The 26,110-nt window shown below is 50.1% G+C and carries 34 protein-coding genes and 1 pseudogene; 6 read left to right on the forward strand and 29 right to left on the reverse strand.

The window, feature by feature from the left end; translation table 11 throughout:
* The 23 genes and pseudogenes from Xbed_RS16600 to Xbed_RS16705 form a co-directional block, all read right to left on the reverse strand.
* Nucleotides 1–447 (reverse strand): annotated as a pseudogene (locus Xbed_RS16600) (hypothetical protein); the annotation flags it as partial.
* Nucleotides 434–979: a baseplate complex protein gene (locus Xbed_RS16605; RefSeq protein WP_086113973.1), complete on the reverse strand. Its 546-nt coding sequence runs from the start codon at nt 977–979 to the stop codon at nt 434–436. The gene Xbed_RS16605 and the pseudogene Xbed_RS16600, both read right to left, overlap by 14 nt.
* Entirely contained in the window at nt 951–1,676 is a 726-nt protein-coding gene (locus Xbed_RS16610; RefSeq protein WP_086113974.1) for a hypothetical protein, read from the reverse strand. Before Xbed_RS16610 ends, Xbed_RS16605 begins: the two co-directional genes overlap by 29 nt.
* Entirely contained in the window at nt 1,663–2,292 is a 630-nt protein-coding gene (locus tag Xbed_RS16615) for a tail fiber assembly protein (RefSeq protein ID WP_086113975.1), read from the reverse strand. Before Xbed_RS16615 ends, Xbed_RS16610 begins: the two co-directional genes overlap by 14 nt.
* On the reverse strand, nt 2,293–4,104 hold the full coding sequence (locus Xbed_RS16620; protein WP_086113976.1) for a phage tail-collar fiber domain-containing protein: 1,812 nt from the start codon (nt 4,102–4,104) through the stop codon (nt 2,293–2,295).
* A gap of 11 nt (nt 4,105–4,115) precedes the next feature.
* Complete coding sequence (locus Xbed_RS16625; protein WP_086113977.1) at nt 4,116–4,772, reverse strand: phage tail protein; 657 nt, start codon at nt 4,770–4,772, stop codon at nt 4,116–4,118.
* Entirely contained in the window at nt 4,765–5,949 is a 1,185-nt protein-coding gene (locus Xbed_RS16630; protein ID WP_086113978.1) for a baseplate J/gp47 family protein, read from the reverse strand. The genes Xbed_RS16625 and Xbed_RS16630 overlap by 8 nt, the downstream gene beginning before the upstream one ends.
* Nucleotides 5,939–6,274, reverse strand: a complete 336-nt coding sequence (locus Xbed_RS16635) for a DUF2590 family protein (protein WP_086113979.1) — start codon at nt 6,272–6,274, stop codon at nt 5,939–5,941. The genes Xbed_RS16630 and Xbed_RS16635 overlap by 11 nt, the downstream gene beginning before the upstream one ends.
* On the reverse strand, nt 6,267–8,501 hold the full coding sequence (locus Xbed_RS16640; RefSeq protein ID WP_086113980.1) for a phage tail tape measure protein: 2,235 nt from the start codon (nt 8,499–8,501) through the stop codon (nt 6,267–6,269). The genes Xbed_RS16635 and Xbed_RS16640 overlap by 8 nt, the downstream gene beginning before the upstream one ends.
* On the reverse strand, nt 8,498–8,671 hold the full coding sequence (locus Xbed_RS20730) for a DUF6890 family protein (RefSeq protein WP_422641370.1): 174 nt from the start codon (nt 8,669–8,671) through the stop codon (nt 8,498–8,500). The genes Xbed_RS16640 and Xbed_RS20730 overlap by 4 nt, the downstream gene beginning before the upstream one ends.
* Nucleotides 8,672–8,688: 17 nt before the next feature.
* Nucleotides 8,689–8,958 carry a putative phage tail assembly chaperone gene (locus tag Xbed_RS16645; protein ID WP_086113981.1) on the reverse strand — a complete coding sequence of 90 codons (270 nt, stop codon included), beginning with the start codon at nt 8,956–8,958 and terminating at the stop codon, nt 8,689–8,691.
* Entirely contained in the window at nt 8,942–9,172 is a 231-nt protein-coding gene (locus Xbed_RS20735) for a hypothetical protein (protein WP_086113982.1), read from the reverse strand. The genes Xbed_RS16645 and Xbed_RS20735 overlap by 17 nt, the downstream gene beginning before the upstream one ends.
* Nucleotides 9,060–9,449 carry a hypothetical protein gene (locus tag Xbed_RS16655; protein WP_086113983.1) on the reverse strand — a complete coding sequence of 130 codons (390 nt, stop codon included), beginning with the start codon at nt 9,447–9,449 and terminating at the stop codon, nt 9,060–9,062. Before Xbed_RS16655 ends, Xbed_RS20735 begins: the two co-directional genes overlap by 113 nt.
* Nucleotides 9,449–9,787 (reverse strand): M15 family metallopeptidase, encoded by a 339-nt coding sequence (locus tag Xbed_RS16660; protein ID WP_086113984.1) that lies wholly within the window; start codon nt 9,785–9,787, stop codon nt 9,449–9,451. Before Xbed_RS16660 ends, Xbed_RS16655 begins: the two co-directional genes overlap by 1 nt.
* Nucleotides 9,784–10,077, reverse strand: coding sequence for a phage holin family protein (locus tag Xbed_RS16665; protein WP_086113985.1), 294 nt, complete (start codon nt 10,075–10,077; stop codon nt 9,784–9,786). Before Xbed_RS16665 ends, Xbed_RS16660 begins: the two co-directional genes overlap by 4 nt.
* Before the next feature lie 12 nt (nt 10,078–10,089).
* Nucleotides 10,090–10,545, reverse strand: coding sequence for a DUF2597 family protein (locus Xbed_RS16670; RefSeq protein WP_086113986.1), 456 nt, complete (start codon nt 10,543–10,545; stop codon nt 10,090–10,092).
* A complete protein-coding gene (locus Xbed_RS16675; protein WP_208612263.1) occupies nt 10,542–11,666 on the reverse strand; it encodes a DUF2586 domain-containing protein in 1,125 nt (374 codons plus the stop codon). The genes Xbed_RS16670 and Xbed_RS16675 overlap by 4 nt, the downstream gene beginning before the upstream one ends.
* A 20-nt stretch (nt 11,667–11,686) precedes the next feature.
* The gene (locus Xbed_RS16680; RefSeq protein WP_086113988.1) at nt 11,687–12,361 is read right to left on the reverse strand and encodes a hypothetical protein; all 675 of its coding nucleotides are present in this window, start codon (nt 12,359–12,361) and stop codon (nt 11,687–11,689) included.
* Complete coding sequence (locus Xbed_RS16685; RefSeq protein WP_086113989.1) at nt 12,358–12,855, reverse strand: phage tail protein; 498 nt, start codon at nt 12,853–12,855, stop codon at nt 12,358–12,360. The genes Xbed_RS16680 and Xbed_RS16685 overlap by 4 nt, the downstream gene beginning before the upstream one ends.
* The gene (locus Xbed_RS16690) at nt 12,852–13,304 is read right to left on the reverse strand and encodes a head completion/stabilization protein (protein WP_086113990.1); all 453 of its coding nucleotides are present in this window, start codon (nt 13,302–13,304) and stop codon (nt 12,852–12,854) included. The genes Xbed_RS16685 and Xbed_RS16690 overlap by 4 nt, the downstream gene beginning before the upstream one ends.
* Before the next feature lie 103 nt (nt 13,305–13,407).
* Entirely contained in the window at nt 13,408–14,115 is a 708-nt protein-coding gene (gene gpM / locus Xbed_RS16695) for a phage terminase small subunit (RefSeq protein WP_086113991.1), read from the reverse strand.
* Nucleotides 14,115–15,146 (reverse strand): phage major capsid protein, P2 family, encoded by a 1,032-nt coding sequence (locus tag Xbed_RS16700; protein ID WP_086113992.1) that lies wholly within the window; start codon nt 15,144–15,146, stop codon nt 14,115–14,117. Before Xbed_RS16700 ends, gpM begins: the two co-directional genes overlap by 1 nt.
* A 33-nt stretch (nt 15,147–15,179) precedes the next feature.
* Nucleotides 15,180–16,019 carry a GPO family capsid scaffolding protein gene (locus Xbed_RS16705; protein ID WP_086113993.1) on the reverse strand — a complete coding sequence of 280 codons (840 nt, stop codon included), beginning with the start codon at nt 16,017–16,019 and terminating at the stop codon, nt 15,180–15,182.
* Nucleotides 16,020–16,205: 186 nt separating this feature from the next.
* On the opposite strand from Xbed_RS16705, the gene Xbed_RS16710 reads away from it, so the two are divergent.
* The 3 genes from Xbed_RS16710 to Xbed_RS16720 are packed head-to-tail and all read left to right on the forward strand — an operon-like array spanning nt 16,206 to nt 19,335.
* Complete coding sequence (locus Xbed_RS16710; protein WP_086113994.1) at nt 16,206–17,987, forward strand: terminase large subunit domain-containing protein; 1,782 nt, start codon at nt 16,206–16,208, stop codon at nt 17,985–17,987.
* On the forward strand, nt 17,987–19,018 hold the full coding sequence (locus Xbed_RS16715; protein ID WP_086113995.1) for a phage portal protein: 1,032 nt from the start codon (nt 17,987–17,989) through the stop codon (nt 19,016–19,018). Before Xbed_RS16710 ends, Xbed_RS16715 begins: the two co-directional genes overlap by 1 nt.
* The gene (locus Xbed_RS16720; protein WP_086113996.1) at nt 19,015–19,335 is read left to right on the forward strand and encodes an Ogr/Delta-like zinc finger protein; all 321 of its coding nucleotides are present in this window, start codon (nt 19,015–19,017) and stop codon (nt 19,333–19,335) included. The genes Xbed_RS16715 and Xbed_RS16720 overlap by 4 nt, the downstream gene beginning before the upstream one ends.
* Here Xbed_RS16720 and Xbed_RS16725 read toward each other — a convergent pair.
* The 4 genes from Xbed_RS16725 to Xbed_RS16740 all read right to left on the reverse strand — a co-directional run bounded on the left by Xbed_RS16725 (nt 19,312) and on the right by Xbed_RS16740 (nt 22,605).
* Nucleotides 19,312–19,527, reverse strand: a complete 216-nt coding sequence (locus tag Xbed_RS16725; protein ID WP_086113997.1) for a hypothetical protein — start codon at nt 19,525–19,527, stop codon at nt 19,312–19,314. The genes Xbed_RS16720 and Xbed_RS16725 overlap by 24 nt on opposite strands.
* 99 nt (nt 19,528–19,626) lie before the next feature.
* Entirely contained in the window at nt 19,627–21,864 is a 2,238-nt protein-coding gene (locus tag Xbed_RS16730) for a replication endonuclease (protein ID WP_167371933.1), read from the reverse strand.
* A 47-nt stretch (nt 21,865–21,911) separates the two neighbouring features.
* Entirely contained in the window at nt 21,912–22,190 is a 279-nt protein-coding gene (locus Xbed_RS16735) for a hypothetical protein (protein ID WP_086113999.1), read from the reverse strand.
* Nucleotides 22,191–22,269: 79 nt separating this feature from the next.
* Nucleotides 22,270–22,605 carry a DUF5347 family protein gene (locus Xbed_RS16740; RefSeq protein WP_244182524.1) on the reverse strand — a complete coding sequence of 112 codons (336 nt, stop codon included), beginning with the start codon at nt 22,603–22,605 and terminating at the stop codon, nt 22,270–22,272.
* A 268-nt stretch (nt 22,606–22,873) separates the two neighbouring features.
* On the opposite strand from Xbed_RS16740, the gene Xbed_RS16745 reads away from it, so the two are divergent.
* Nucleotides 22,874–23,350 carry a hypothetical protein gene (locus Xbed_RS16745; RefSeq protein ID WP_086114001.1) on the forward strand — a complete coding sequence of 159 codons (477 nt, stop codon included), beginning with the start codon at nt 22,874–22,876 and terminating at the stop codon, nt 23,348–23,350.
* Between the two features lie 13 nt (nt 23,351–23,363).
* Here the strand turns inward: Xbed_RS16745 and Xbed_RS16750 are convergent, their stop codons facing one another.
* Together Xbed_RS16750 and Xbed_RS16755 are read right to left on the reverse strand one after the other, a co-directional pair.
* Nucleotides 23,364–23,873 (reverse strand): phage regulatory CII family protein, encoded by a 510-nt coding sequence (locus Xbed_RS16750; protein ID WP_086114002.1) that lies wholly within the window; start codon nt 23,871–23,873, stop codon nt 23,364–23,366.
* 34 nt (nt 23,874–23,907) lie between these two features.
* The gene (locus Xbed_RS16755) at nt 23,908–24,147 is read right to left on the reverse strand and encodes a Rha family transcriptional regulator (RefSeq protein WP_086114003.1); all 240 of its coding nucleotides are present in this window, start codon (nt 24,145–24,147) and stop codon (nt 23,908–23,910) included.
* Nucleotides 24,148–24,262: 115 nt separating this feature from the next.
* Between Xbed_RS16755 and Xbed_RS16760 the strand changes: the two genes are divergently transcribed.
* Together Xbed_RS16760 and Xbed_RS16765 are read left to right on the forward strand one after the other, a co-directional pair.
* Nucleotides 24,263–24,862, forward strand: coding sequence for a phage repressor protein CI (locus tag Xbed_RS16760; RefSeq protein ID WP_086114004.1), 600 nt, complete (start codon nt 24,263–24,265; stop codon nt 24,860–24,862).
* Nucleotides 24,863–24,864: 2 nt separating this feature from the next.
* A complete protein-coding gene (locus Xbed_RS16765) occupies nt 24,865–25,890 on the forward strand; it encodes a site-specific integrase (RefSeq protein ID WP_086114005.1) in 1,026 nt (341 codons plus the stop codon).
* Nucleotides 25,891–26,110: the final 220 nt, after the last annotated feature.

The following is a 26,110-nucleotide window of genomic DNA, read 5'->3' on the forward strand; positions in this document are numbered from 1 at the left end:
TTCAATCGAAAAGACCTGCCCCAGATTCGCCAGCAACTGATAGCCCGTGCCATTGTGGGTATAGTGCGGGATGGGGGTATCCGTGTAAGGCGCATCCGGTAAGGTGAACGTCAGCCCGCTGTGTTCCTGTAACCAGTCCACAATTTGGCGTAGGGTCGGGTGCTGAAATGAACACGACCACGGGCGGTCAAATATGCCAACCAGCTCACGCACAAACAGGCGCTGATAACCGTTCTGGGCAGGCTGTGAGCGTTCCACATAGCCCGTAAACCAACGCAGCAGCAAATCGGTATACCCCACATCGAGGCGCACCAGTTTCCCGGTGTAATCGGTGGTAGTTTCTGCCGTGATAAAGCCCCGGCCGCACGATGACAGTTCCAGCATAAGATTGGCATCCACCAAGTGGATCTCATCACCGGATAAGTAAAGGCGGTTAAGGGGTTTCATTGGCCGCCCCTATATGATCATTAATCGGCTTTAAGACCTTGCGTTCAAACCAGCTTAATTTTTCCGGCTCTTCCTTAGCGGCAGCACCTCCCTTTCCGGTTTGTTTCTTGGCCGAAACAGTGCCGGCAGCGCGGGCATCGCGTTTTTCAGACACCGATAAATGTTCCCGGAGGGTAAACGTGACCTGCCATGCCTGCTTGCCGTCCAGCTTGCTGGCGTCAATCGTGCCCGTAAACGTGCCAATGCGAAAGTTAATGGCCTGTGCGGTCAGGTTGGCGATCCGGTAGCGTTTCAGGTTGCCGTTGTCTTTGGCTTCCGCCAGTGCAAACAGGCGGGACAGGGTTTTCTGTTCGGTAAAGGGAATAATGCCCGTAATGCGCAATTCTTTCGGCTTGATTCCTTGTTCTGCGACGGCGGTGCTGGAAGATTGGCCGCTTTGGTCGCTGTCCTGAAACATCATGGAGGGCGTCACGGTCAGGCTTTTTAACGGGATGGCCTCGCCATCAAGGGCGAGGGTGATAATCTGGCTCATGGTGTAGCATCCTTTCTAGTGGGCTGATGTCATCCCCGACAAACAGCGTAGCCAATGTGTAAACTGCGTCCGGCTCCGGGATGCCCTTGCGCATCTGCTCAGCCAGATGGGCGCCGTGGCCTGTTCCGGTGAATGTCCAGACGCTGGCCGATTTCCCCATTGTGCCAGTCAGGGCATCCGTGACCTGCCGCAAGGCGTGCTGCCTGACGGTGGTAAATCCGCTTAACTGGGATTTTAATCCGGCTAAACTGCTGCCCGCGCTGGCTTGTGCTTTGGCCTGTTCAATTAATTGCACATTAACCGCCAAGCGACTGGTTGCCGTTGACAGTGGCTGGGGCAGCGGTAAACCGCCTCCCTGTGGCGCAGGCAATTGCATTTTGGTGATTGCCAGACGTTCAGCAGTTTTTGCCATGCGGGTGACCTGCGCAAACACCGGCAGCGGCAACACCGATGAAAATTGTGTCAGGTTCTGCATAAATTCATCGTGGGTTTTGGCGCAGATCATCAAGACAACGGTGTTCAGGTTTCCGGCACCCATCAGTTTATGAGACAGATAATGAATGGCGTTGACTGGGCTTAAGTAACTGCCGCTGTCGGTTTGCTGCCCGATACCGTAAATAAACGGGTGCACGGGGACGATCGTGGCGGAGATCCCCGATAAATTCGGGGACAGTTGCAGGGTTTTACGCTGCCACATTCGGTTGTTCCGGCCATGTGATACTCATTGGCTCCGAGATATCCAGACGACTCAAGGCCACCAGATATTTTTTCCACTCAATTAAGGCCTGTTTTTCATCTTCAGTAGCCAACTCAGTATCTAACGCATATAGCAATGGTGTGATAATAGCTTCCGCCTGTTGACGCAATTGTGTTCGCAATTTTTCCACTTGTTGCCTTTCATACTGGTATTGTGCTGCAATATCTGTTACCCACTGTTTGCCATTCCATTGATCAAACAACGTTTGAGGTGCTAAGAACGTCAACTCAGGCGGTAACTCCCCGATGCTCTTAATCTCAATATGCTGGCGTGTCTGAGTGTGATAAGCCATTCGTCCCCGGAAGTCGGGAACATGAATCCATGACTTACCATCAGCCGCCCTACAAATTGCCATATTATCAGATGGAGGAGGTTCCGGTTTATCCAAATAAGCTCCGGCGGGTAAACCAAATGTAGCAAAAACACCGGTAATATCTGTCCCCGTATATTCGCGGGTATACTCACTGGCACGATATACCTGAACCCAACCATCTGATAGCGCAAATCCTTTTTTGTTAAATTTTACAATCGGTAATTCCATCTGATATTTACTCATTTATCGCGTCCTTACTAAAAAAATAACTGCAACGTTCTTCATCCTATTTTCATGGGCTGTAGGCACAACATGTGAAGCTCTAAACTCTTTGTCCTCGTAGGTATAGGCGTTGGGGCTTTCTGAACGGCCATAAACCGCAATTTCGGTACCAGTGCTGATGGTTGAAAATGCCCCTGTTGTATTATCTATATCTGGAGACCCGTCAATTTTACGACTGCCTGTCCGTATCACACCTGTAATTTCCCGGATAGCATCCTCCTGAAATGATCCTAATACCCTTCCAGAGTCTATTTTTCTCTTTTCATCCCATCCCCTAGGGACATATCCCCGATAATCGGGTAAACGTCCAGATGGATATATTTTAACAAGTTCAGGGTTTTCAAAGGGGTCAAACTGTTGACCAAAAGCAGGCATGTAATTTTTGGGATAAGCGGCCGGACTTCCCCATATCAATATGCCACCGACAGGAACGGCCAACAGTACAGCCTCTTCTTTTGTCATGCGTTCACTAATCAGTCGGGTTGTTACCTGCTGGCTCATTACGAGTTCTTGTGAATCACCGGATCTATGCACAATAGATGATTCAGGTATGGCATTGGCCGCTAATTCCACCGTTTTCTCTAAGCCGATATTTTTAACAAACACCTTTTTATCGGGAATATCTGCACCATTCTGGGATTTTTCGAGCCGACGATTGGCTAAGAGTATTGCGTCAGATTTTGTTATACGTTCACTGATGAGCCGGGTTGTTACATACTGACTCATTACGAGTTTTTCTGAGTTACCCGAATGTTGTGCAATGGATGATTTCGGTATAGCGCTGGCTGCCATGTCTACCGTATCCGTTAGCCCCAGATTGTAAACAAAAACCTGTTTGTTCTCGATATCCGCACCGTTTTGACTTTTGGCTAATCGGGAATTGATATTTTCTTTAACAGCAGAAAGCTGTTTTTGAATATCGGCAATGTCACGGTCGCTTAATGTTCCTTGACTGCGCAAATCCATAATGTCACCATTGCCATCAGTTTGGGCAATCGCAAACACATAATGTGGATACCCCGCCACATCAACATAGTTTTTCAGATCATTGGCAACGGTAATTTTCACCACGGTTTTCCACTGGCTCACCAGATTGCCCTGATAACTAAAATCGGCATACACGCGGGTATTACGCATATAGCTCAAGGTCTGGTCAAACTCCAACACCCCACGCAGCCCGCCCACATAGGCCAGCCCTTTTTTTACCGTGTATTGATCACCGTTGCGGATCACCGCAAAGCTATCCCCAAAAAATGCCGCCTCGCCGTAGCTGTCGGTATTAATCAGGCGCTGCATGTCATCCATGCCCGTTAAACGCGCAGTAAAATCAATCTGCCACGTTTCCGCCGTGGTAGTGATGGCGGTCTCTTTGGCGGCACCCTCAAACTCCAGCAGGAAAGAGCGGGTCAGGACATTGCCCTGCAAGCCGTTGGCGGTTTTGATTTTCTTCTGCGTGGGGGCATGGGTGATCATGCCGATAGTGCCAGAAGCCTTATTGAGCAGGCCAATCCAGTTAAAATCAAAGTGGCCGACGTCGGTTCCCAGCGTGACGCTGTAGGCCACGGCGTTCTCACTGGCAAGACCAGTCTTGTTCACCGCCTGACGATGCACAATGTGATTGGCCGCAGGCAGTTTCTCATCGCGGCTAATGGCCTGAGAGGGATCAAGGTTCGGCACATAGGCAAACACAAACTCATCCAACACGACGGGATTGCCTGCGGCGGTTTGCTGTGCTTTCCATTTTTCAAAGTCCAGGGTTATGACGGAGGACATTCTTTATTTCCTTATAATGAAGCACCGTAGGTCACGTTCGGTGCGTTACTTTCCTTGAGGCGGGCACTGTCACAGACGGCAACACCTGCGATATGCCCTACTTTTAATAATAATGGCTGGGTTGGCATGGCAGCAGCGTAAGTGCAATACTCTGCGCCCACGCTGCCAACCCGCATCAGCAACTGATTTTTGGCGATCACTTCAAAACGGTAGCGGCGGCAGGTGCGGCCATACTGACGGATGATGTTCATCAGCAAATCAGGATTGGCCGCTATCTGGCTGTCACTCAGGCGCAGGATAATCACATCCCAGTCAATGTCGGGCTGGCGCTCGTTGATTTCCACATAGCCGATCCCCAAGCGATCAAAAATGGCAATAAACCCGGCCACGCTGCCCGCGTCTCTGGCGTTGATAAAGGCGTACTTCACCCGCTTGCGAAACAAGGGCAGCGGTTCACCGTTAAAGCGCTGGATATCCCGCTGATAGGCCAGCACCGACAACAGCGCTTCGGAACAGGTTTCCGCGTCCAGTTGCGCCAGCGGCCATTTCAGCCAGTCATATACGCCCAGCCAGAATGCCCGCGCCGCGCCCAACAGCTTGGCGGGTTCCCCCTTGTTCATCCATGACGGCAGCGCCAGCCGGGTGAGGCGTTCCCGGAACTCAGACATTCTTCACCTCCACCGTCAGCGATTGCAGCCGGGGCACACTCAGCTCACTGAGAATGTCCGCCAATGAAAAGCTCAGTGATTCAATTTCGCCGAACTCACGATGGATCTCCCGCCCCAAGTTGGAGAAAGAAAAACGCGAGTACGGCCACGTTTTCTTCACCGGATAATCGGTATTTTCCCGAAAGGCGCAGCGGATCAGGTTGCCGGCATCTGTTTTCAGTGCCGCTATCTGTTCCTGACTGTAGTTCGCCAGATTGACCACAAACAGCGTCACGGTCAGCGCGTGATGCGTTTCCGGCATCGGCAGGCACTGCATATCATCGCCATGCCCGTGATGCCCCTGATTGGTGATGTAATTGTTCACCGCCTCAATAAAAGGCTGGCTGGTTACGCCGGAATCCAATAACAGATAGGCGTTGGCGGTGCCAGCCCCACGGGGTGCATCATGCAGGAAGAAGATGCGGTCAATGCTCAAGCCTGCCACAGCGGCAATCATGCCCCGATACACCGCATCAGTATGATAGTTACCGACCAGATTATATTGGTTGCGGCAACGGTCACGCAGATCATCGTCTGACTCTGCATCTGCGCCGGGCGTTAACAGCCAGCCTTCTTCATTCTGCACCCGCTCAATACCGGACACCGCCACGGGCAGGAGTCGAAAATAGCCGGGCGCAAGGTTGAATGCCCCGCCTGCACTTTCTGCAGCCACAGGCAGCAAGGCACTGGCAACCCCATCGGCCAGCACGACGCTTTCCGTGGTGCTGACCCGATAGATTTCGCCATTGATGCGCTCAGTCTGGATCACCGTTCCGGCGGGCACCGTGACCGCCGATGCCCCCGCCGCTTTGTAAAAACGAATAACCCCCTGTGCAGCGGAGGCAGGCTTGCGTTTCAGGTTGACGCCCCAGGCGAACATATCCAGCCAAGCGCCCGACGCGGTCGCCAGATACATGTTTTTCAGGGTGACATGGATTAATGCCTCCTTGAGCCACCCTACCGGGCGCGTCACAATCGTATTAATCAGCCGCCAGAACGGAGACATGCGCGAGGTATTAGTGACGAGTCCTGCTTCATCCACAACCTTGGCGAACGCCGTGCTGATGTCGGTTTCCGTGGTCGGCATCCCGCTGTCACGCAGCACTTTCTCGTAATCAATTGTCGGTTTAGTGTCCATTGCCTACGCTCACATTGATACGGCCAAAATCGTAAGTTTCAGCCGTGATCCATAATTGGGTCGGCGATTCTTCGTTAATGCTGACCGTGCCCGGAATAATCCGGTCATCATCTTCGACCAGAATTTCTATCTGGGTGCGGATATCAGCACGCAGTGTCGGGCTGCGTTCGGCAACCAGTTCGGTGGCAAGGCCACTTTCCATAATGGCATGGACACAGTCCTGCCCGATGGAAAGGCGGTTATGGCAAAAACGCGGTTCATTGCCTGAGTTCAGCGTGAAACTGCCGCCCGTAATCAATAAATCAATGTATCTTGGCTCATCCATAAGCCACCTGTTCCCATTCTGTAAGTTGTTCCGGTGTGACGTTGCCTTTAACATTCAACGTGACATTTTCAATCCGACGACTGTTATCAATGGATGTCTGGCTATTCCGGCTAAGGTTCTGGTTCAATCCCCCTTTACCGATACCTTTCATGTTCCCGCCCGTGATGATGCTTGAAGCCACCTGCGGGTTATCTATTGACGGTTGCACGAAGGGCTTAGGTGTTGAAGCACTCCCTTCAATGGTTTTGGTTTCAATGTTAATTCCCGGAATGTAGTTTAATTTCTCAACAATCCAGTTATACGCTTCACCAAATGAGGTTTTTATCCCATCCCATAACCCGCTAAAGAGATCGCTGACACTGTCCGCCATGCCGGAAAGTGTGTCAGCCAGTGAAAAATTACTGAACCCGTTGCACAGCGTTTCCCATCCTTGCCCAATCAACTGCCATGCGCTCTCAAATAACTGCGCCAGAATGCCCACCACTTTAATCACCAGATTAAGCGGCAACATGATCAAACCGATCGCTCCGGCCACAATGCGGCCAAAGGAACTGCCTGCCTCGGTTACACCCTGTAATTCTTCATCAGTGTACTGTATCGGTGCCAATAGCTTGGCAAACCAGCCAAACAGGGTCTTCACGCTTTCCCAGACAAAACCGATGACAGAGCCTATTGCATTAAAGACAGACGACAACGGGGAAAGCGAATTCCCGGCGCTGCTGAACCCCTGAATAAACCCTTTGATAAACGCCTTAATCGGTTGCCAGAATTTAATGACGGCAATCACCAAGGCAGCAACCACCGCAATGATCGCCAACACAGGCCACGTCATGGCCGTAAACCCGGCCGCCGCTGCCCAAGAGGCTATCTTGGTGACAATCAGGCAGGTACGCACCCGTGCCAGCATACTGGTTAGCCGGGCACTGGTTGTTGACATCACATTCATTCTTCCCGTTAGCAGGGAAAACATGAACGCACTGGCATTCCATAACGGGATCAACCCCGACCAGATAAAGCGGGACACCCCCATCACAATATTGGCCGCCGCGCCCGCTGCGGCAAAGCTCAGGATGCCCAGCGTGATATAACCGACCCAGCGGGCGATATTGGGAAATAACTTCATCCAGCGCACCAGTATTTGACTGGTGTTTGCCATCTTGTTGACCAGTGGGACGATCACCGGCAGCAAGGTTGAACCGATGGCAATGCGGATATTTTCCCAAATCGCATGCAGCCGTTCCCACGGGTTCGCCATCAGTTCGGCCATTTCGCGGGTGCGCTTCATGCCATCGTTCGCGCCCAGTGCCGTCATGTTCTTGCGCAGCACATCGACATTGCCGTAAAGCTGTTTGACCACCACGGCGGAATCCCCAAAAGCCTCTTCAATTTCCGCCTGAGCCTTGAGATTGCCCTCAATGCTTTTGCCGTATTTGGTCTGGAGTTTCTCCAGCATGTCCGGCATGGATAACAACTGGCCGGACGCATTGACGAAACTTAAGCCCAGTTTCTTCCCGCTGGCCTCCGCATTGGTGATAAACGACTCATAGGCACCACTGGATTCTCCGCCCAAAGAGCGTTGCAGTTCACCCAACACCGCCAATTGTTCATCAATCCCGACACCAAACTGTGTCCCGGCGGCGCGGGCGCCCTCCATCAGGTCAGCAATGTCCGTCATGGAGGTGCCGAAGGTCTTCGACATGATCACCGCCTTGCCTGCCAGTTGTTCGGCAAACTGGAGGTGCCCGACCGCTTGCGCCTGACTGGAGAACTGCGCAAACATTTTCCCCATGTAACTGGCCGCATCGCCGGCACTGGATTTCAGGGCGGCGGCTGTGGTGTTGGCAATCTGGGTCATCCGGGGCAAGTCGCCTTGTGACAGCCCGTTAACCGCCTTATTGATTTCCGTTGCCGACTGCACAAACTCAATCGACGACTTGCCATACTGCGAGCTAAAGGTCATGGCATCTTTGGCGACTTTCGCCATCATCGTGCTGTCAATGCCCTGCAAGGAGGCGGATTTAAGCGCCTCATCCATTTCAATGGCCGGATCAAGGAAGCCCTTGATTGACCAGAACGAGGCGGCCAGCCCCGCACCGCCCACGGCGATTTTCCCGAAGGCGTCCTGTGAGGTTTGGGCAAAGCCCGACACCGCCGCTTTCGCACTCGCCAGCGGCTGTGTGATTTTATCAATCAGGCTTAAGGTAAACTCTAATTGCCCCTGACTCATGATTCACCCTTGAACGCTAATGCAATTCCGTTTGCCGTGGCAATGCGCATATTTTCCCAGTAACGATTATCCAGCCAAATAGCACGGGCTAAATTTTCCGTATTATCTTTTTCATGCGGTAAATAATGACGGCGTAATAATAAGGCTTGCTCAAAGACACTATTGTCAATCGCCTTAACCCGTGCATTTAGTTTTTTATTTCAATTTCCAGCTTGGGCGCATATTCTGAATTCACCCGTTCCACAATCTGCATGGCGGCACCGGGGATTTGCAGGAATTCATCCAGTGCCGCTTTGGAGGCGGGCTGAACGACACGGCGCAGGTAAGTGACAATCGGCACAATTTTATTGTCCAGTGTCATATCATTAATCATGCTGTTATAGGCAATCATATTCGGTTCAAATTTAATTTCCGTTTCAGCGATAATTAAGGTAATGATTTTATTTTCTTTGCTCATGGGTTATTTCCTTTCTTTGATTAATTTCATCCACTAATTGATTATGCCGGGCGGCGCAATGACCATATAAAGCCGCATAATCAATGATTATATTCGCCAGATTATTGCCGGTCGTTCCGGCCAGTTTCGGTAACCTGTCCTGACATTTTGTCAGCAGGTTTTCCTGATAAGGTACGTTCGATACTGTCGGTGGTCTCGTTGTACATCCTGACAAACTCAGGGCTAACGCACACAGCAGTAAAGACAGGCTTAACCACCTCAGTACGAATTTCTCGCGGGGCGGCATGGGCGATCCCCTCTAATTTGGTTTCTAACTGGCGGGCGGAAGCACTGGAAAGGGCGTGCAGTTCCCGGCGGATTTTCTCCCCGGTTTCCGCCGCTGCCCGTGTGATGTTCAGCTCCAGACTGTCGCGGTAATAGTGATTGACGCGCCAGCCGGCACAGAACGCCAGTGCCACAAGGAAAAAATACAGCGTCCGTGCCCTGGGCATCATTTCACCCCGTTATGCGCCAGTGAAAAATGATTGCCATCCGGACGGGAAAAGCGCCCGCCCCACGTTCCGCCCAGCGTCTCCCAATATTCCCCCAAGGGCAGATACGCCTGACTGTTTGTCTGGTACTCGCCCTGGATAAACAGGTTGAGATCCAGCGCCAGACGCTGGGTATGCAGGCTGTTGGCAATCCCTGTCCCTTTCCGGGCATTCAGCGCGGCCTGTTCCGGTGTGCGATAGGCTTCGCCCAATGTCACGCGGTAGCCGCGTTCGTCTGCCCATAAGATCAATTGTGCGATCAGGACAGAAAAAAGCTGTTGTTTTTCACTCAGTGTCATTTCTTTAACTTCCCTGTCAGCAATGCGCTGCCGCGCTTGCGTAACCAGACCTCAATTAACTGATAGCCGGCAATGCCTAGTGCACTGCCAATCCCGGTGACCGCGATCGGGCTGATGCCCGGCCACCAAATCAGCAACGCTCCCGCCATCACTGACACGGCTGAACCCAGAATGATACGGCCGATAAACAGCCGTAAGGTGATAGGTTCGTTACCGGTCAGCATTTTACCCAACGCAATCAGTGCCCCCAATAGCACCAGCGTGACAAAGGTTTTTTCGTGTTCTTCCATGAACCCCCATCCTTACCCAATCAGGCTTTGTGTCAGTTCTGCTTCCAGATAAGGAATGCCATTAATGCGCACAAAGTCCGGGCTGGTCACCACAAACTTCACTTTGTGGGTCATGATGCTGCCACCTTTCGGATCAACGTCCAGAATGTCGCTGACAATCAGCTTGCAGCCGTAAGCCTCGACTTTCATCTCTTCGTTGCCCGCTTTGGCATACCACATCAGATCAACGGGCTGAATGCCCCGCCATGAACCCGCCGCGCGTGCTTTGGCGGTGACGATGTCCAAGTACTTGGTACTGAGTTCAATTTCCCCCTCCGCCGCCACATCCCCGGCAATATAGCCGTCCGGTACGCCCTGCGTCTGGGCGGCGGCGGTGTTATCCGTAATGGATAAATTGACCTTTTCCGCATGAACAAGGGAGCCGTCCATATTAAAATCAATCGACTGGCCTGAGATACGTTGACTCATGCGCTTTTCTCCAGACTGCTATCCAGCAACAAACTGACAGAAATACCTTTCGGGCATTCGTAAGTGCGGATCGTGATATAAATTTCCACCGTGTTTTTATTGCGCCATGTAATGACCACATCACCGTCTTTCGGGGATTTCACTTCCCCCGGAAAGGTCACCCCGTTAATTTCGGTACTACGTGACATTTCACGTAAGGTACGGGCGAAGTATGCCTGATGCGTGGCGATGCTGCCCGGTGTACTGTTCAGGCTGCGATCGGCAATTTTGGCGATGGCCTGCAAACGCACACGCCGTGCCACTTTATCGACAATCCGCAAATTTTCGATGCTCTGGTAATCGCCCCCTTCCACGTCCAGTGTACGGCCATCTGACCAATACAGGCCGTCATAATCGGGATACCACATCGGCACACTGAAACGCAGTTTTTCCAGTGCCTGCAAGGTCGCCAGATCAATCGGCTGTCCGGTGCCGTCTTTCGGGAAGTCGGTCGCGCCCAAATCCATCAGTGCGCCGGTCTGTACCCGTGCAGGGCTGTCTGCCACGGTGACGGCACGATTGCACAAACGCCCGGCCAGTACACCCGCCTCATTACCCCACAGACACGGCACCAGTTGCACCGAAGCCACGGCCTCCCCCTTTTGCAGCTCGGCCAAGCGGGTGACGTAATCGGCCCACGGCTCCTTGGATTGGGGGGCATCCACCGCCAGAATAGCCCATTGCCAGCGGCCAAATTTCGCAATGGTATTGGCACGCAGGGTTTGCGCCGCCTTGATCACCGCTTTGGTGGCACCGACCGTCAGCACATAACCCTCAACACTGGCAACGGGCTGCGCTGCAATAACGGCCTCCACGAATGCCCGTTCGTCCGCCTGTTCGGGCAGGATATGCACGTACCCTGACCAGTTTTGCCCGGCGTTGGTCATCGCCGCCTGAACGTGGCGTTTCAGGGCGGTCTGCGCCGTGCCCAAGACAGCATCAAAGTCCGTCTGGGTATTCACGGCGAGGGTTTTGCCCACGTTGGTTTTCCCTGTGCCAACGAAGAGCAATACCCGCTCAATGTCCTTTGTTTCGCCTTGCAGTTGGTTAACCTGATTAACCTGTACATGTGGCCACATAATTTCGTCCTTTATTAAGGCGCTTACCCTGCGCCGTATCCAATCCCTTGTAGCTGGCGAGCCAGCGCTTTACTGAATTCTTCATCATTCATGCCCAAGAACGCTCTGGCAGGCACTTCAATCGTCCATGTGCTTTTAGCCACCTCGCCGCTGAGTTCGCGGATCAATGTCCCCGCCTGAATAAATTTCATGTTGGCGGTCATTTCCTTTATCGGGGGCTTACGCCAACGCTTGCCCTTTCTGACCTTATAACCCAATTCACGCAGCTTTTTGGCCTGCTTGATGGTCGCCATGCGCTCCCGGTCAACGTTCTTTTGCACCTGCTGCCGACCGACCTGAAAACGCATCCCGTGTTGCTGGGCATATCCCACAACCCCCGCAGGCACTGGCTGCTTGCCGTTGCGGTAACTTCCGCCTTGCAGGTAAACGCGCACCGCGTCGATTTCCGGCATTTCCCGGATATGCAGCAGTTTCGGCATATTCCTGAGCATCTTCTTGCGCCACGGACTTTTTCTGGCCGTCCAGCTTTCCCCCTCCGGCGATCGCTGATTGCGCACATTGCGTTTTGCCGCATCAATCAACCCGTATTTTGCAATGCGCCATAACAGGCGCTGGCGCTTTTTCTCGGGCAAATCAAGGTCACGCAATGCATCCTGCAATTTCTTAAGCTGGCTGCGGTTTAGCTGGCCGTGGATCATGGCCGTTGCCCGATATGGGCACCCGTTTCATCCACGCTATGCACCGCGCCTTGTTCAGCAAACCAGATTTCAGTCTCGGCCAATGACCAGCGCTTGCCATCAAACGGGATCATGCCTTGCGGGTCTTCGCGGATCACCACAGGCTCGGCCAGTGACAACGACACCACCACAACCGCCGTCTCGCCATCAACTTCTACCGTTAACGTGGGCTGCTCCTGCTCGACATTGGCATCACCCCAGCCATTCCCCTGCGCCGTTAACCAGCTATCAATCAGCAAGGGGATATTACGCGGATCACATTCCCGGTAAGGAAAACGCCCCCACGCAATCACCGCCTCATATTGCTGGACAAACATCTGGTATTGCCCCAGCCCTAAATCCCGTTGCGCCGGAATAAAGCGGATTTCATCCATTTCACTGCTAAATTCCGTCTCGCACAGGCGTTCCGGCAGGTTTTCCCGTAAGAACGCGGTTAATTTCTGTAACTTGCTCATATCAAACGTACCGTTGTGCGTCCATGCCCTTTCATGTTGCGCAGCACGACGGCGGCTTCGGCCAGCAATCTTTTGCGCACTTCCGGGCTTTCCTGTCCCGGATTGGGGGCACGGCTGACCAAGGTTGTGTATTCCCCCAACAAATCCGCCTTTGCCCGCGCATAGACCGCCTTTTTATACTGGCTGACCAGGACGTTATTGCCATTGATGGAAATACCCGGCACATCGGCCGCTGTCGGGTAGCCTCTGGCCTCCAGACGCGATTTCAGGCGCTTCAAATCAAGATTGATCTCTGCCACCGTTGCCAGCAAGGCATTGGCAAGCATGTCGTTATCCAGCTCAGCCGGCAGCTTGCGATTGGCCTGAAATTCCCGCAAATTCAAATCCGGCCAGAAGCCATCATTGGTCAGCGGGGCATCCCGGTAATCCACGGTGTTGCCATTAAACATCGTGCCTCTCTCTCCCTGAAAAAAAAGCGGGCTGTCCGGTTTCCACGGCCATCAGCACACAGTGCCCTGCCTCCACCGCGCCCGCTCCGGCTTGCGGTAGTCGTTATTGCCCAATAGCCAGTGCCCGTATGCGGGCGGCAATCCGTTGCCGATAGGTTTTCACCCCGGATTTCGGGTTGCATTGGTGGGCTTTCGCCAGCCAACCATCGACCTGCTCCAGCACCTCCAGCCTGTCCACCGAACTGGCCTTAATTTCGCTGTTATCCCCTTTCAATAGGTTCAGGGCAGCAAACTTGTAGTATTTGGCCTTGATTTTCTCGTGTACTTGCCATTTTTCAGTGACATTCTGAAATGTCCTTGAAAAATAGGGTTCGACGGGGTTGCCCGCTTCGGCTTCCGCCTGTGCCCAGAGTAAAACGGTGTCGGCCACGAACGCCGGGAAGCCACTGCGAAAGTTATCGGGGGTGAGCTGTCCTTGTGCGATGGCGATATCCGCCCAGTCCAGTCCCTTATCAAACTCCCCGATATCAAATAACCAAATCACGCAGTGGGCAAAAATCGGGTTGCGGTACACCTCGCCCTCATCCAGATAGCGCTGTGCCGTGGGCAGGTAGTTGGGTAACAGTTCCTGCCGTTTCATCTCGACCCGTTCCGCTGTCAGTGTTAACTGGCGCAACCGCTTGACGTCCTGCTCAATGGCGCGGGCTTGCAGATGCATACTCGCACCATCGGCAAGGGCAACCGCTTGTTGCCGCGCCAGCTTCTGGCGCAGTTCCACCGCTGCCCGGTGCCGTTGAGCAGGTGACAACATCAGTCTTTACCCAGTTTTTCAGCCGGTTCAGCCACCGTGCCAATGGTCACGGCACTTTCATCGTAGGCCGCGTACAACTCCGGCGTTTCAATCGCGTAACCCTCATTGCGCAGGTATTTGTTTTCGAACTGCTTGCGATCATCGATAAACTCCGCCTTGCGCTGACGGGTGTTGCGCTGGGTCAGGATTTGCAGGTTCGGCAACATGGTCACCGTCATGCGCTTGCCCGGCATAAACGGCGGGATCATCGCCGGACGTCCGGCGATAGAGCTGCCCAGCATTTGTGCCGCGATCTTTTCGGTCGGTTTATCGGCCGCCTGATAAAGCCGGTATTGTTCCGCCGCCACCAAATCCGCCCCGACCAGTACCACCAAACGCGGATCATGGCGGAATTGCTGCGGAATGCAGGTGTTAATCAGGTCTGACGCCATCGCATCCAGTGACTTAAAGTCACCGTGTTCATCCAGTTTCACCGGGGAAGTGATCACCTGTTTGCCGTCATTCCAGTCTTTGGCGATTTGATGCCAGCCTTTGTTAACATCTTCCCCGTTCGGGTTCGCGTCCGGGTCAGTTGAATCTGCCACCCGCTGGCCGTTAAAGCCGACACGCAGCATATCCAGCGCAAACGATTCATTGGTAAACGCCTGCATCCGCTGGAAGAATTCTTCTTCACTGCCGGAGTTCGCCCAGATGGACAGCAAGTCCCATTTCAGCGCGGCGCCGGAATCGGTTTCCACCAATTTATATTCATTGCCATCAACGCCCGTCTGACGCATAAAGCGGCCATCTTTCTTGCGTCCCGTAAACAGTCCGGGATTGCCCACGGACACCACCTGACCGGACAGGTGATCCACATCCGCACAGGTGATCATGCTCAGGAACTCGACGGACTCCAGCAGCGCACTGCGTAAGGCGGTTTCTTTCGGGTCAGTCAGCGCAAAGTAGCGCGAGGTATCCGTCACCCCGTAGGCTTCAGCCAATCCCGCAGAATATTGCTGCAAAAATGCCCGTGCCCGATTATTCAATTGCATAGCTCTTCCCTTTGCTTGTTCCCATCAGAGGGATCACAGATAATTAAAACTCTTGTTTTTGTTGCCTTTCGGATTTTTAGACGGCAATGGGGTTGCAATACCCTCCAACTTACCGAAATTTTTCAAAATCTTTGGCAGGTTATCGCGCAGTCGGGCGAACGCTTCGGTATCAACCACCTCTTTCACCGTTTCGACATCTTCCTGAACTTCTTCCACGACCTGCTCAGTGGATGCCAACTGGCTTTCGATTGCTGTCATTCGATTATCCATCTCTGCCAACGCCTCAGCGATAGCCTGCAAAGCATCGTCACCCGTGGTTTCGGCGGGGGTTTCTTCCGGCTCTTCAATACCGAAGCGACTACGCCATGTCTTTTTAGTGCTTTTAGCCATTTTTGTTCCCTTTTGTTTAAATTCCCTGACTTCATCAATCACCAGTGGCTTATACACGCCTGACCGATGAGATTTTTTCTTTTTACTAAACTGTAGGCGTGTGGTGCCCACACTGGCTGGCGAACTCGTCACTGCCAGCCCTTCCAGATAGGTTTTGCCGGTGCCACGAAAGTTACCGTCTATCGTAAATTCCACTGAGGTAAACAGCAGTTGCCCGTCCCGATTGGCATCCAACAAACGGTGATTGGGTCGCAATTGGGCATATAAGCGCAATAATCCGTCATCGCCCCGTTCAGCTTTAACAGCGAGCACTTCGCCCATTGTTCCCGTCCAACGTTCGTGTTCCGGCCAAATCAGGGCGGTATACAGTTGAGGATCATAAAGTTCTGCCGCATCCAGAATCCATTTCGGCTCCATCACCCGGCCATCAACCGTGTCGCCCTCCATGGCAATACATATCCAGTTCGTCATTAACTGAGACATATCGCATTCCTTTGGTTTGCTTCAGACACAGTATTGCGGATTCAAAAAAATGCTGCGAGGGGTGAAATCCGACTAAATTCGGATATAACGCATAACCGAATTAAACCGAAGTTGGCCGGACGTAAGGAGAAAGTTAGCCCTGCATAATGCGGGCTGAGGAATCAAGGATAGTCAGGAAAAGGAAACATGGCGAAATATTCTGATGAATTAATCAAAGTGGCGAAGTCGCTGTATCTGCGCCGCTATACCCCGGCTGAAATTGCCGGTGAACTCAATCTTCCCAATCGGCGGATCGTTTATTACTGGGCGGAAAAAGGGCACTGGGCGGATATGCTCAGCCATGAAACTGTGCAGGAAGCGATTACGCGCCGGGTTGCCCTGCTCAGTGAACGCAACAGTAAAACCGCGCTCGAGCAGGACGAACTTGACCGCCTGATTGCCCATCATGTCAAACTGGTGGCGCAGGAAAATAAACATAAAGAGAAGCTGACTGAGATTAAGGTACGGGCGCAATCGGGTCATAATGATGGTGTTGCCACCGGGAACGGCGAGCCGACGAAAAAGAAACGTTATCGTAAAAATGATATTTCGGCATTGACGGAAGAGGACTTCCAGACCTTTGTTGATAATAACCTGTTCGGTTACCAAAAGCATTTACGCGCCAACAAGCATAAGAGCGTGCGAAATATTTTAAAATCACGCCAAATCGGGGCGACATGGTATTTTGCCTTTGAAGCCTTTGAAGACGCGGTATTAACAGGTAAACCGCAAGTTTTCTTATCAGCCTCCAAACCACAGGCACAAGTATTCCGCTCTTATATCGTGAACTTTGCTGAACAACTTTTCGGAATAACGTTAACCGGGGAACATATTCGCCTGAGTAATGGCGCTGAATTGCGTTTTCTTTCGACCAACAAGAACACCGCCCAGTCTTACAGCGGGCATTTGTATTGTGATGAATATTTCTGGATACCGGATTTCAAACGGTTCAATGAAGTTGCTTCTGCCATGGCCACCCATGACCATTGGCGCACCACCTATTTTTCTACCCCCAGCGCCAAAACGCATCCGGCATACTCCCTTTGGACGGGTGACGAATGGCGCGGCAACGATGCCAAACGTAAGAATGTGGCTTTTCCTACGTTTGGTGAGCTGCGTGATGGCGGACGCGATTGTCCTGATGGTCAGTGGCGCTATGTCATTACACTGGAAGACGCCATCAAAGGCGGCTTTAACCTCGCCAGCATTGACCGACTGCGCAACAAATACAATAAAGACTCTTTTAACATGCTGTTTATGTGCGTGTTTGTTGACAGTGGCGCGTCTGTCTTTACCTACAGCCAGATAGATAATTGCGGCGTTGATACCCACCTTTGGCAGGATCACAACCCCAATGCCCCGCGCCCGTTTGGCGAACGTGAAGTCTGGGGCGGCTTTGACCCGGCTCGCTCCGGCGATACCAGTACTTTTGTGATTGTCGCTCCGCCCCTGATGGCCGGTGAAGCCTTTCGGGTACTGGCAACATGCTACTGGCAGGGCATGAACTGGAAGCATCAGGCCAAACTGATTGAAGACCTGTTCAAGCGCTATCGCTTTACCCATATCGGCATTGATACCACGGGGATTGGTCACGGGGTTTATGAGATGGTGCAGGACTTCGCCCCACGGCAAACCCGCGCCATTCACTACAGCCAGCAAAGCAAAAATCAGTTGGTCATGAAGATGATTGATGTGGTCAGTGAAGAACGCCTTAAATGGGATCAGGAACAAAAAGAAATTCTGGCTTCATTTCTGTCCATCCGGCACACCACCACGGCCAAAGGCGGCGCAATGACCTTTGTGGCTGACCGTTCGCAGGAAACCGGACACGCTGACGTGTTCTGGGCCATCGCCCATGCCCTGATGAATGAACCGCTCAATTACGAGAAGAAACGCACCTCTAAATATCAATTTTCAAAGGCAGCATGATGAGCAAGAAAACGTTAAGGAAGACCACAAACGCACCCCAGACAAGCAACCATCAACGGAAAATGAGCCTGATCACGCTGGGTAAACCGGAACCGATACTCACTACCATGACGGATTACCAGAAAATCTGGTATGACAATGATTATGATCATTACACCCTGCCCATTGACCGTCTGGCGCTGGCACAACTGACCAACATGAACGGGCAGCATGGCGGCGTTCTCTATGCCCGCCACAATATGATTGCCTCTGATTACCTCGGCGGCGGGCTGACGCATGAGCAATTTAAATCGGCCATGATGAACTTCCTGATTTTCGGCGATGTGGCGATCCTGAAAGTGCGCAACTTCTGGGGCGATGTGGTGAAACTGGCGGTGTTGCCCTCGCTTTACCTGCGCCGCCGTAAGGACGGGGATTTTGTCGTATTGCAGGAGGGCGAACCCTTGGTTTATTCACCGGAAGAAGTCATTTTCATCAAGCAATATGACCCACAGCAACAAGTTTACGGCTTGCCGGATTATATTGGAGGCATCCATGCGGCCTTACTCAACTCGGAAGCGACCATCTTCCGCCGCCGCTATTACCACAATGGCGCCCATACGGGTGGGATCATCTACACCAATGACCCGAACATCTCCGATGAGACCGAAGAAGAAATTATCTGGAAACTGCAACAAAGTAAGGGGATCGGTAACTTTGATACCTTATTTGTGAATATTCCCAATGGTGACCCGGACGGCATTAAGTTTATTCCGGTTGGCGACATTTCCGCCAATGATGAATTTGCCAATGTGAAAAGCATCAGTTCACAGGATGTGCTGACCGCCCACCGATTCCCGGCAGGATTGGCGGGGATTATCCCGACCAATGTCGGCGGTTTGGGTGATCCGGAAAAAGCCCGTGATGCCTACCGCAAGGATGAAGTCATTCCCGTTCAAAATATGTTCATGGGTGCTATAAACAGCAGTGATATCCCCGAAATATTACACCTCAGTTTTCAGCAAGATAACGTAAGTTCGGGTGCGGAATGAGCAAGAAAATGGTAAAATCGAGGAAAATCGATACTTTGGGAATGAGGAATATGCGCGTATTAAAAATAATCTGTCCTGAGTGTGGCGCTAAGTCGGTCATCCGCAAAACCAACCGGATGCACCGCCAGATTGCTGATGTGTATTGTTCATGCTCTGATGTGGAATGTGGTCACACATTTGTGATGAATTTGACGTTTTCACACACCATCAGCCCCAGTGCCAAAACGGGCGATATTCTGTTGCAGACTGTGATTAATAACCTCAATCCGCAACAGCGCCAAATGGCATTAGATTTATTGCAGACCTGTGCCGCTTAAGTCGAGACGTGAGCCACTATTGAGTGGCTTTGTTTCATTTTCATCAAATTGCTTAATTAATTGAGTAGTCAATTCGGAACACCAAATAAGAGCCTGATAACGCTCATCATGGTTACATTCCCCTTTAGTAGCCAAGCGCAATAACAAATCAATTCGCTCCAGTGAAATTGATTCAGAAAAAAAATCCGACATAATATTCCCTTAAAACTATACTGTTGTATTTTTGCGCAGCATATATAAAAATAATTAACAAGTGAAGTAATTTCTTTATGAAACAATCAATAGTGTGACTTACTCAATATTTCCAGAAATTTCTTTTAAAATACTCTGATAATGCCCTTTAGGATTTCGAATTATTTCGTTAATATTCATACTGATGCATAATTTTTCACTGAGCCTTGTCAGTATCTTTTTTGTTCTTTCCGTATGCGGCGGTTTGGTTTCGTTAAGATGTCCAAACATAGATAACCGATAGTATTTGCCCTCTATAGACAAACTATTCCCCCGCAATAATGCCTGTGCTAAACCCTCACTCATCGCTAAACCCTGCAATTTGGCGGATTCATAGACACGTTCTATCTTTTCGCGCTCATTCATTTGATACCAACTACGCTGGAATTCCTCCAGACAAAGATCACTGGATGCGATGTCTTTGGTAATCGTACTTCGTGCCTCCGTACAGTTATTGACAGAACTCCTAGGCGGTGCGGGCGCACCGCTAAAACCCGCCTCCGCTGACTCTTCGGCCAACTTCGGCACAATCTTCCAGCTTTTCAGACGGGTTAAGATAGGTGTATCCATGCCCACAGACGGAGAGAAAACCCCCTTAATGCGGATCACTTCCTCACCGTGGGCGTTAGTTTCCTGCTCTGCTTCATACCACAGACGCGCCACCAAATCGTCACGACGCACAAACGGGCCACCCTGCGCATTGATATAATTTGCCCAGTCGCCGTTATCAGCGGCGTCATGCACAGCGGCAAATTCCACACTTAAGCCCATCGCGACATCATGATCTGCCATGCGACGCAATTCACGGTAAACGGTCACGGGCGCACCGCCCACAAATTGGAATTGACGGACACGCCAACGCGCCGCCCATGCACTGGCCGCCAGCGCGGCTTCTTTCATGGGGCGATTGCTTTCATCATCCAGCTCGTCGTCCATTGCGTAGCCATCAATGTTTTTAGATATGTATTTCGCCACATAGCCCGTTGCTGACCCTTTTTCCGGATCAATCTTCTCGGCATGAAACCGGGCTTTCAGGGCTTTTGCTGTTCGCAGTTCGTGGCGATCTTCCTGCAAGGCATAGTCACGGATGATATCGCGTACCTGATCAGCCTGGTCTGGCTGCATAAAAAACAGCATATGCCAGTGGGGCGTACCATCATGATGAGGTTCAGCCACGCGGATGCCAAAGATACGCAAATTATTGCGGTGTAATTTGGCTCTGATTTTTGCCCAGACACCGCTTAAATATTTCTGCGTATCAGCCGGGCTGCATCCGTTCCATTTGCGGTTACGGTGTCCGTGACGGGTAGTGGCATGATATTTAGAGGGCGCGGTCAGAGTATAGAATTCAGCGACGTAACCCAGTTCGTTACAGATATTTTCAAAGCCCCGAATGCGTACCATCATTTCAGTACGGCGGATCGCCGGATTCGCCACACTGCCATAATATTTATCAATCAGGCTGATGCGGTTGCCTTCCTCGTCCTCCAGTTCCATAGACTTAATAAACTCTTTCGTGCGGTGCTTCTGCTCTTTCCATTCAGAAATCGCCATTTTGCTGGCGTAGATACTGGCCTTTTTACTGACGCGGTTAATGGAAATCTGCAAGTGTTCGCGCCACTCAGCCGCCAAACGGCGTAACCGACCCAGCCACCATTTATCAGAGGTCATGCGAGAGATGGCCGCGATAGCCTGCGTCTCATCAAAAAAGCAGCCAGTCAGCTTGTCCCAGCGGGGTGCATCCTGACGATAGGCTTTGGTGATCGCGGCTGCACGCATGTATAAGGCACATGCCCGTTTCAGATCGCTGTCTTCTGATGGGATGTCATCTGCAACCGTCTTCAATTCCTCAAGAATAAACTGAGCAATATCGTTTGCCAGTAATTCGAGATCTTCCCGTGACATATCAGGAATACGGTTAAACCGTGCCATATATAGCGTGTTATCCACGTCCATTTTCTGAATCTGGTAACGCCCGGTCACCAAATTGACTCTGGGTAAAATGCGATCAACGAATGTCTTAGATAAAAAAGCCTCGGCGCGTGGCGTCCCTTGCTCCTTTTCTAAAACATTAGCTTTGTATTGAACATCCATGCGAACGATAGACGGCTGCTGCTTTAATAGCTGCTGAACACGGGCGAACTCGTTATTCTCTTTCTCAATAGCCTTTGCAATCGCTTTATATTCTTCTTCTTTCTGGTATTGCTCTGCATAAGCCGGGAACGGTCTGGCTATCGGCTGGATGGGTTTATCCCACGGCAGAGAAATGCACGCAGCCAGAGCTGCGCTTTGTGGCATCTCTGGCTGGAATTTACTGCATTGGCGGCGTGTTGTGGGTGCTGGATTCACTCGCAAACCCCGGCAGACACTGAACTACATGCCTGATGTGCATTCTCATTAGCACCTTCATAAAAAAAATATTCAGGCGCTAATAATGAATATTCATAAAATGAAAGATTAATTTCACAGAGAGTATCTAGCCCAACCTGAGAATGATGAACTTCGTCAATGATTACAGTGATTCGGTGTTCGATATCATCAGGCCAATCATATCCAATTACCTCTACGATACCGTCGACAACGGAGTTTTTCGCAAAATACTTTTGTAAACAATCTTCTTTCATTTCTTTATTTCCTATTTTTAGATAAAAAGAATCCCTGACGTGTTGACGCCATTAAAATTAAATCGGTATTTATTATTATTTAATTGGGCAGTGATAAATTATTTGGTAAATATGCACTCGCAGCCTTAACCAAATTCACTGCCTTTATAAAACTCACTCTTTCTTCACGGGTAAATTGATTTAATTCCATTCCATGCCGTTCTTTAGGAATATTGGCAAGATAGAAAATAGCCCCTAACAATCGGATGTTATCCGCGTAGTGCTCATTGTGCTTATCACGCATTTCATCAATGAAAGCACACAACTGCTCATTACCCGATTTTAAATGCTCCGCTCTGAGTTGAGCGAGTTTGTTTAAACCCTGAGCGCGCATTTCAAAGGGCATTGGAAAAGCACGCTGTTCTGTTGATTCCATTTGGTATTCCTTGTTCATTTAAACCTCACCTAATTAGAAACAAAATAAAATCCGTCACCTTTGCTTTTAATGATTGCCGGTTTTTAGCCATGTCCGGCGCATGGTGTTGTGGTAAGATTGAATTTCGACAAACAAACGCACCACAAGGAAACGGAAACTTATGTCAGACGACAGTAATAAATTTCATCGTACTCATCGCCCAGCCCCCTCGGAACCGCAGCAACAAAAGCAGCAACCTGAGAGGCAGGATAAAAAATAAGGACTTATCATGGCCAATCAACCATCCCAAAAAAACATCCCTTTTGAAGTAAACTATTCTTTTTACCTCGAAGAAATGACAGGTATTTTTAATCACCGATGTAATCAATTTTGTACTTTTATCCAATTGTTTCTTGGTGCATCTGTCTTTGCTAATACCCAATACGGATGGTTGTTTGGTCTGATTATTGCGTTCATTTCTGCATTGCAATTTAGCGTCAAATTTGGTGAAAAAGCGGGTAACGCAAAAGCGCAAGTTAGCCGATACCGTATTTTGCTTGATGAAATCCCCAATCTGTCTGAAAGTGAAGTTATCAAGCAAATGCAATCTATCGAAAAAAGCGATACTCAAGTTTTGTCTTCGCTTTATAATCCCGCCCGTAAAAGAGCCAGTATTGCTCTGCATGGTCGTGATCTTGAATCTGACAGGCCATTGACTAAACTGGAGAAAATCAGCGCTATCATTGGCGGCGGCATTCCTAGATAAAATCATATTGACCTCATACGATTGAAGCACTTAAACCCGTAAACGCATCCATTGCAGATGTATACGCTGGGTTTGAGTGCAATCTTGATGAAATAGTAACTCCCGCCAACGTTAATAACCTCACTGCGTTATTAACCGTCTTCTTAAACTCCGCCACACGGGTATGATTAAGACGCTCACCCGAAACAGCTTCACTTGCCAGCTTGCCCACTTCTGCCGTTGCTCCTAATAAGTAACCTGGCATATTGGCGTCACAAATTCCATTAACCGGCACGGATGGCTGACACTGTAATTGCTCCAGCAGACTGTCCAAAAGGGAGGCGTCTTTTGTGGCATCCGTTAACCTCATCAAGTCAACACAAGTCAGCATGTGAGGCTGCTCAGGGTTCAATTTATTTCGCAGTATTTGCGGAATTAACCCGATGAGTTCCAAATATTGGACTAAACTCCCATTATGGGCATTGGAGAATGTACGACATGCATAATCAAAGTGAGATTGTTTGGATACTCGGCAATCAAACATGCTAGCCCCTCCAAAAGTTCTATAGTTGGTCTGACTAACCAACGATGATACGAAAGTTGGAATGACCAAGGGCTTCACGAACCTGATCAGTTTTGTACATCAGATAGCGCAGGCTTACACGACCCTTATTTTTTTCCTTTTTAACCATGTACTTAGCGAGTTTTCCATGAAAAATCTTCTGATAAACAGAACCGCGAGAAATACCTTCCCACTCTGCGAACTCGGCAGGCGTTGCCATCTCCTTAGGTACACGAATTGATATATCTATGCTCATAGTGCATCATCTCTAATTTTACTTCGTTTTATCTTATTTTATACGGTTGAAGTTCGCTTTTGGGGCTCAGGGTGCATGTTAGGTTCACATTTTATGTACGTCAAGGATTTTTCTTATGAATTCAATTAAGGTTGGCAATGATAGCGGCGGGCGAGATGCGATTAATAGGATTCTCATAGCCTACAATTTCAGCACTCGACAGCAACTTTGCAAGCACCTTGGTGTAGCAAAAAGTACCATGTCAAACAGATACTTAAGGGATAGCTTTCCCGCTGAATGGATAATCCAGTGCGCTATTGAAACTGGTGTTTCATTACTTTGGCTGACTACTGGGCAAGGAGAAATGCACCCAGCGGTAGACAATAAAAACAAGTCCAATAACGAGACCAGAACAACAATAAAGCAAGTAAAAATAGAGAACGGCGCACTTCTTGAACACGATGAGGTTTTCCTCGACCACAGTCTTATTTCTGGAGAAGCTGATAACTACCTTTATGTTAAAACCACTAAAGGCTTCTATCTTGTTGATAAGTCAGTAAAACAGGTAAGTAATGGTTACTGGTTGATAGATATTGATGGCATGAAAAACATAGTCAAAATTGTGCGAATCCCCGGTAATAAAATGGTCGTTCACCAAGACGAGTCATCTTTCGAATGCTCCATTGATGATATTGATACCATTGGACGCGCTGTAAAAGTCATTAAGAGTATCTGACCATGACCATCAGAAAGCAGTCGAATGGAAAGTGGTTGTGCGAGTGCTACCCGAACGGGCGTGACGGCAAACGTGTACGTAAGCAGTTTGCGACAAAAGGCGAGGCCACAGCTTTCGAAAACTTCACCATGGAAGAGGTGAATAAAAAACCATGGCTGGGTGAAAAGGAAGATCGGCGGCATTTGTCCGAATTGATTGAACAATGGCATTCACTCTACGGGCAAACGCTGGCTGACCCCAAGCGACTAATGGCGAAACTAAACATCATCTGTAACGGGCTGGGCGACCCCATCGCTTCAGAGCTAACGGCTGGCGATTTCACAAAATATCGAGAAGCCCGATTAAAAGGTGAGGTAAAAAATGAAGAAGGTGCACTGATGTCGCCAGTTAAGCCCCGGACAGTGAACCTTGAACAGCGCAACCTATCTTCTGTTTTTGGTACTCTGAAAAAATTAGGCCACTGGCCTGCGCCCAATCCCCTTGCTGGTCTTCCAACATTTAAAATCGCAGAAGGTGAACTGGCGTTCTTAGCACCGGAAGAAATCAAACGCTTACTTGATGCCTGCGCCGATTCCCAAAGCCCCAGCCTGTTAATAATTGCAAAAATTTGCTTAGCTACGGGGGCACGCTGGAGCGAAGCCGAAAATCTGCAAGGCCATCAAATATCAAAGTACCGGGTTACCTACACAAAAACCAAAGGCAAAAAAAACAGAACCGTTCCGATATCTCAGGTCCTATATGAAGAACTACCCAAAAACAGGGGAAAACTATTTACCCCATGCAGAAAAGCCTTTGAACGAGCAATTAAACGAGCCGGTATTGACCTACCGGAAGGGCAATGCACTCATGTTCTGCGTCATTCTTTCGCCAGCCACTTTATGATGAACGGCGGAAACATATTAGTATTAAGGGATATTTTAGGTCATGCCGACATTAAAATGACCATGGTTTATGCTCACTTTGCACCTGACCATTTGGAAGATGCAGTGACAAAAAATCCACTTCATAATCTCAACTGGAGCCGCTAATTGATGGCGGCACTTTGGCGACAAAGAGATAAAAACGCATAAAATCAAATAATGCGAAATAAATTTAACTCTTTGAAAAATAAAGTAACATATTGTTTTTAATACTATTAAATTAGTATGTAGGAATTTCGGACGCGGGTTCAACTCCCGCCAGCTCCACCAAATAAAACAAGGGGTTACACGAAAGTGTAGCCCTTTTTTATTTGAAAATGGCGGCAAA

Source organism: Xenorhabdus beddingii, from assembly GCF_002127545.1.
In the GTDB taxonomy this organism is placed as follows: Bacteria; Pseudomonadota; Gammaproteobacteria; order Enterobacterales; family Enterobacteriaceae; genus Xenorhabdus; species Xenorhabdus beddingii.

Bases quoted from the DNA above. Each gene is read 5' to 3' on its own strand.
- Xbed_RS16605 (WP_086113973.1), bottom strand. From the start codon at position 979: ATGAGCCAGATTATCACCCTCGCCCTTGATGGCGAGGCCATCCCGTTA.
- Xbed_RS16610 (WP_086113974.1), bottom strand. From the start codon at position 1,676: ATGTGGCAGCGTAAAACCCTGCAACTGTCCCCGAATTTATCGGGGATC.
- Xbed_RS16615 (WP_086113975.1), bottom strand. From the start codon at position 2,292: ATGAGTAAATATCAGATGGAATTACCGATTGTAAAATTTAACAAAAAA.
- Xbed_RS16620 (WP_086113976.1), bottom strand. From the start codon at position 4,104: ATGTCCTCCGTCATAACCCTGGACTTTGAAAAATGGAAAGCACAGCAA.
- Xbed_RS16625 (WP_086113977.1), bottom strand. From the start codon at position 4,772: ATGTCTGAGTTCCGGGAACGCCTCACCCGGCTGGCGCTGCCGTCATGG.
- Xbed_RS16630 (WP_086113978.1), bottom strand. From the start codon at position 5,949: ATGGACACTAAACCGACAATTGATTACGAGAAAGTGCTGCGTGACAGC.
- Xbed_RS16635 (WP_086113979.1), bottom strand. From the start codon at position 6,274: ATGGATGAGCCAAGATACATTGATTTATTGATTACGGGCGGCAGTTTC.
- Xbed_RS16640 (WP_086113980.1), bottom strand. From the start codon at position 8,501: ATGAGTCAGGGGCAATTAGAGTTTACCTTAAGCCTGATTGATAAAATC.
- Xbed_RS16645 (WP_086113981.1), bottom strand. From the start codon at position 8,958: ATGAGCAAAGAAAATAAAATCATTACCTTAATTATCGCTGAAACGGAA.
- Xbed_RS16655 (WP_086113983.1), bottom strand. From the start codon at position 9,449: ATGCCCAGGGCACGGACGCTGTATTTTTTCCTTGTGGCACTGGCGTTC.
- Xbed_RS16660 (WP_086113984.1), bottom strand. From the start codon at position 9,787: ATGACACTGAGTGAAAAACAACAGCTTTTTTCTGTCCTGATCGCACAA.
- Xbed_RS16665 (WP_086113985.1), bottom strand. From the start codon at position 10,077: ATGGAAGAACACGAAAAAACCTTTGTCACGCTGGTGCTATTGGGGGCA.
- Xbed_RS16670 (WP_086113986.1), bottom strand. From the start codon at position 10,545: ATGAGTCAACGTATCTCAGGCCAGTCGATTGATTTTAATATGGACGGC.
- Xbed_RS16680 (WP_086113988.1), bottom strand. From the start codon at position 12,361: ATGATCCACGGCCAGCTAAACCGCAGCCAGCTTAAGAAATTGCAGGAT.
- Xbed_RS16685 (WP_086113989.1), bottom strand. From the start codon at position 12,855: ATGAGCAAGTTACAGAAATTAACCGCGTTCTTACGGGAAAACCTGCCG.
- Xbed_RS16690 (WP_086113990.1), bottom strand. From the start codon at position 13,304: ATGTTTAATGGCAACACCGTGGATTACCGGGATGCCCCGCTGACCAAT.
- gpM (WP_086113991.1), bottom strand. From the start codon at position 14,115: ATGTTGTCACCTGCTCAACGGCACCGGGCAGCGGTGGAACTGCGCCAG.
- Xbed_RS16700 (WP_086113992.1), bottom strand. From the start codon at position 15,146: ATGCAATTGAATAATCGGGCACGGGCATTTTTGCAGCAATATTCTGCG.
- Xbed_RS16705 (WP_086113993.1), bottom strand. From the start codon at position 16,019: ATGTCTCAGTTAATGACGAACTGGATATGTATTGCCATGGAGGGCGAC.
- Xbed_RS16710 (WP_086113994.1), top strand. From the start codon at position 16,206: ATGGCGAAATATTCTGATGAATTAATCAAAGTGGCGAAGTCGCTGTAT.
- Xbed_RS16715 (WP_086113995.1), top strand. From the start codon at position 17,987: ATGAGCAAGAAAACGTTAAGGAAGACCACAAACGCACCCCAGACAAGC.
- Xbed_RS16720 (WP_086113996.1), top strand. From the start codon at position 19,015: ATGAGCAAGAAAATGGTAAAATCGAGGAAAATCGATACTTTGGGAATG.
- Xbed_RS16725 (WP_086113997.1), bottom strand. From the start codon at position 19,527: ATGTCGGATTTTTTTTCTGAATCAATTTCACTGGAGCGAATTGATTTG.
- Xbed_RS16730 (WP_167371933.1), bottom strand. From the start codon at position 21,864: ATGCCACAAAGCGCAGCTCTGGCTGCGTGCATTTCTCTGCCGTGGGAT.
- Xbed_RS16735 (WP_086113999.1), bottom strand. From the start codon at position 22,190: ATGAAAGAAGATTGTTTACAAAAGTATTTTGCGAAAAACTCCGTTGTC.
- Xbed_RS16740 (WP_244182524.1), bottom strand. From the start codon at position 22,605: ATGGAATCAACAGAACAGCGTGCTTTTCCAATGCCCTTTGAAATGCGC.
- Xbed_RS16745 (WP_086114001.1), top strand. From the start codon at position 22,874: ATGGCCAATCAACCATCCCAAAAAAACATCCCTTTTGAAGTAAACTAT.
- Xbed_RS16750 (WP_086114002.1), bottom strand. From the start codon at position 23,873: ATGTTTGATTGCCGAGTATCCAAACAATCTCACTTTGATTATGCATGT.
- Xbed_RS16755 (WP_086114003.1), bottom strand. From the start codon at position 24,147: ATGAGCATAGATATATCAATTCGTGTACCTAAGGAGATGGCAACGCCT.
- Xbed_RS16760 (WP_086114004.1), top strand. From the start codon at position 24,263: ATGAATTCAATTAAGGTTGGCAATGATAGCGGCGGGCGAGATGCGATT.
- Xbed_RS16765 (WP_086114005.1), top strand. From the start codon at position 24,865: ATGACCATCAGAAAGCAGTCGAATGGAAAGTGGTTGTGCGAGTGCTAC.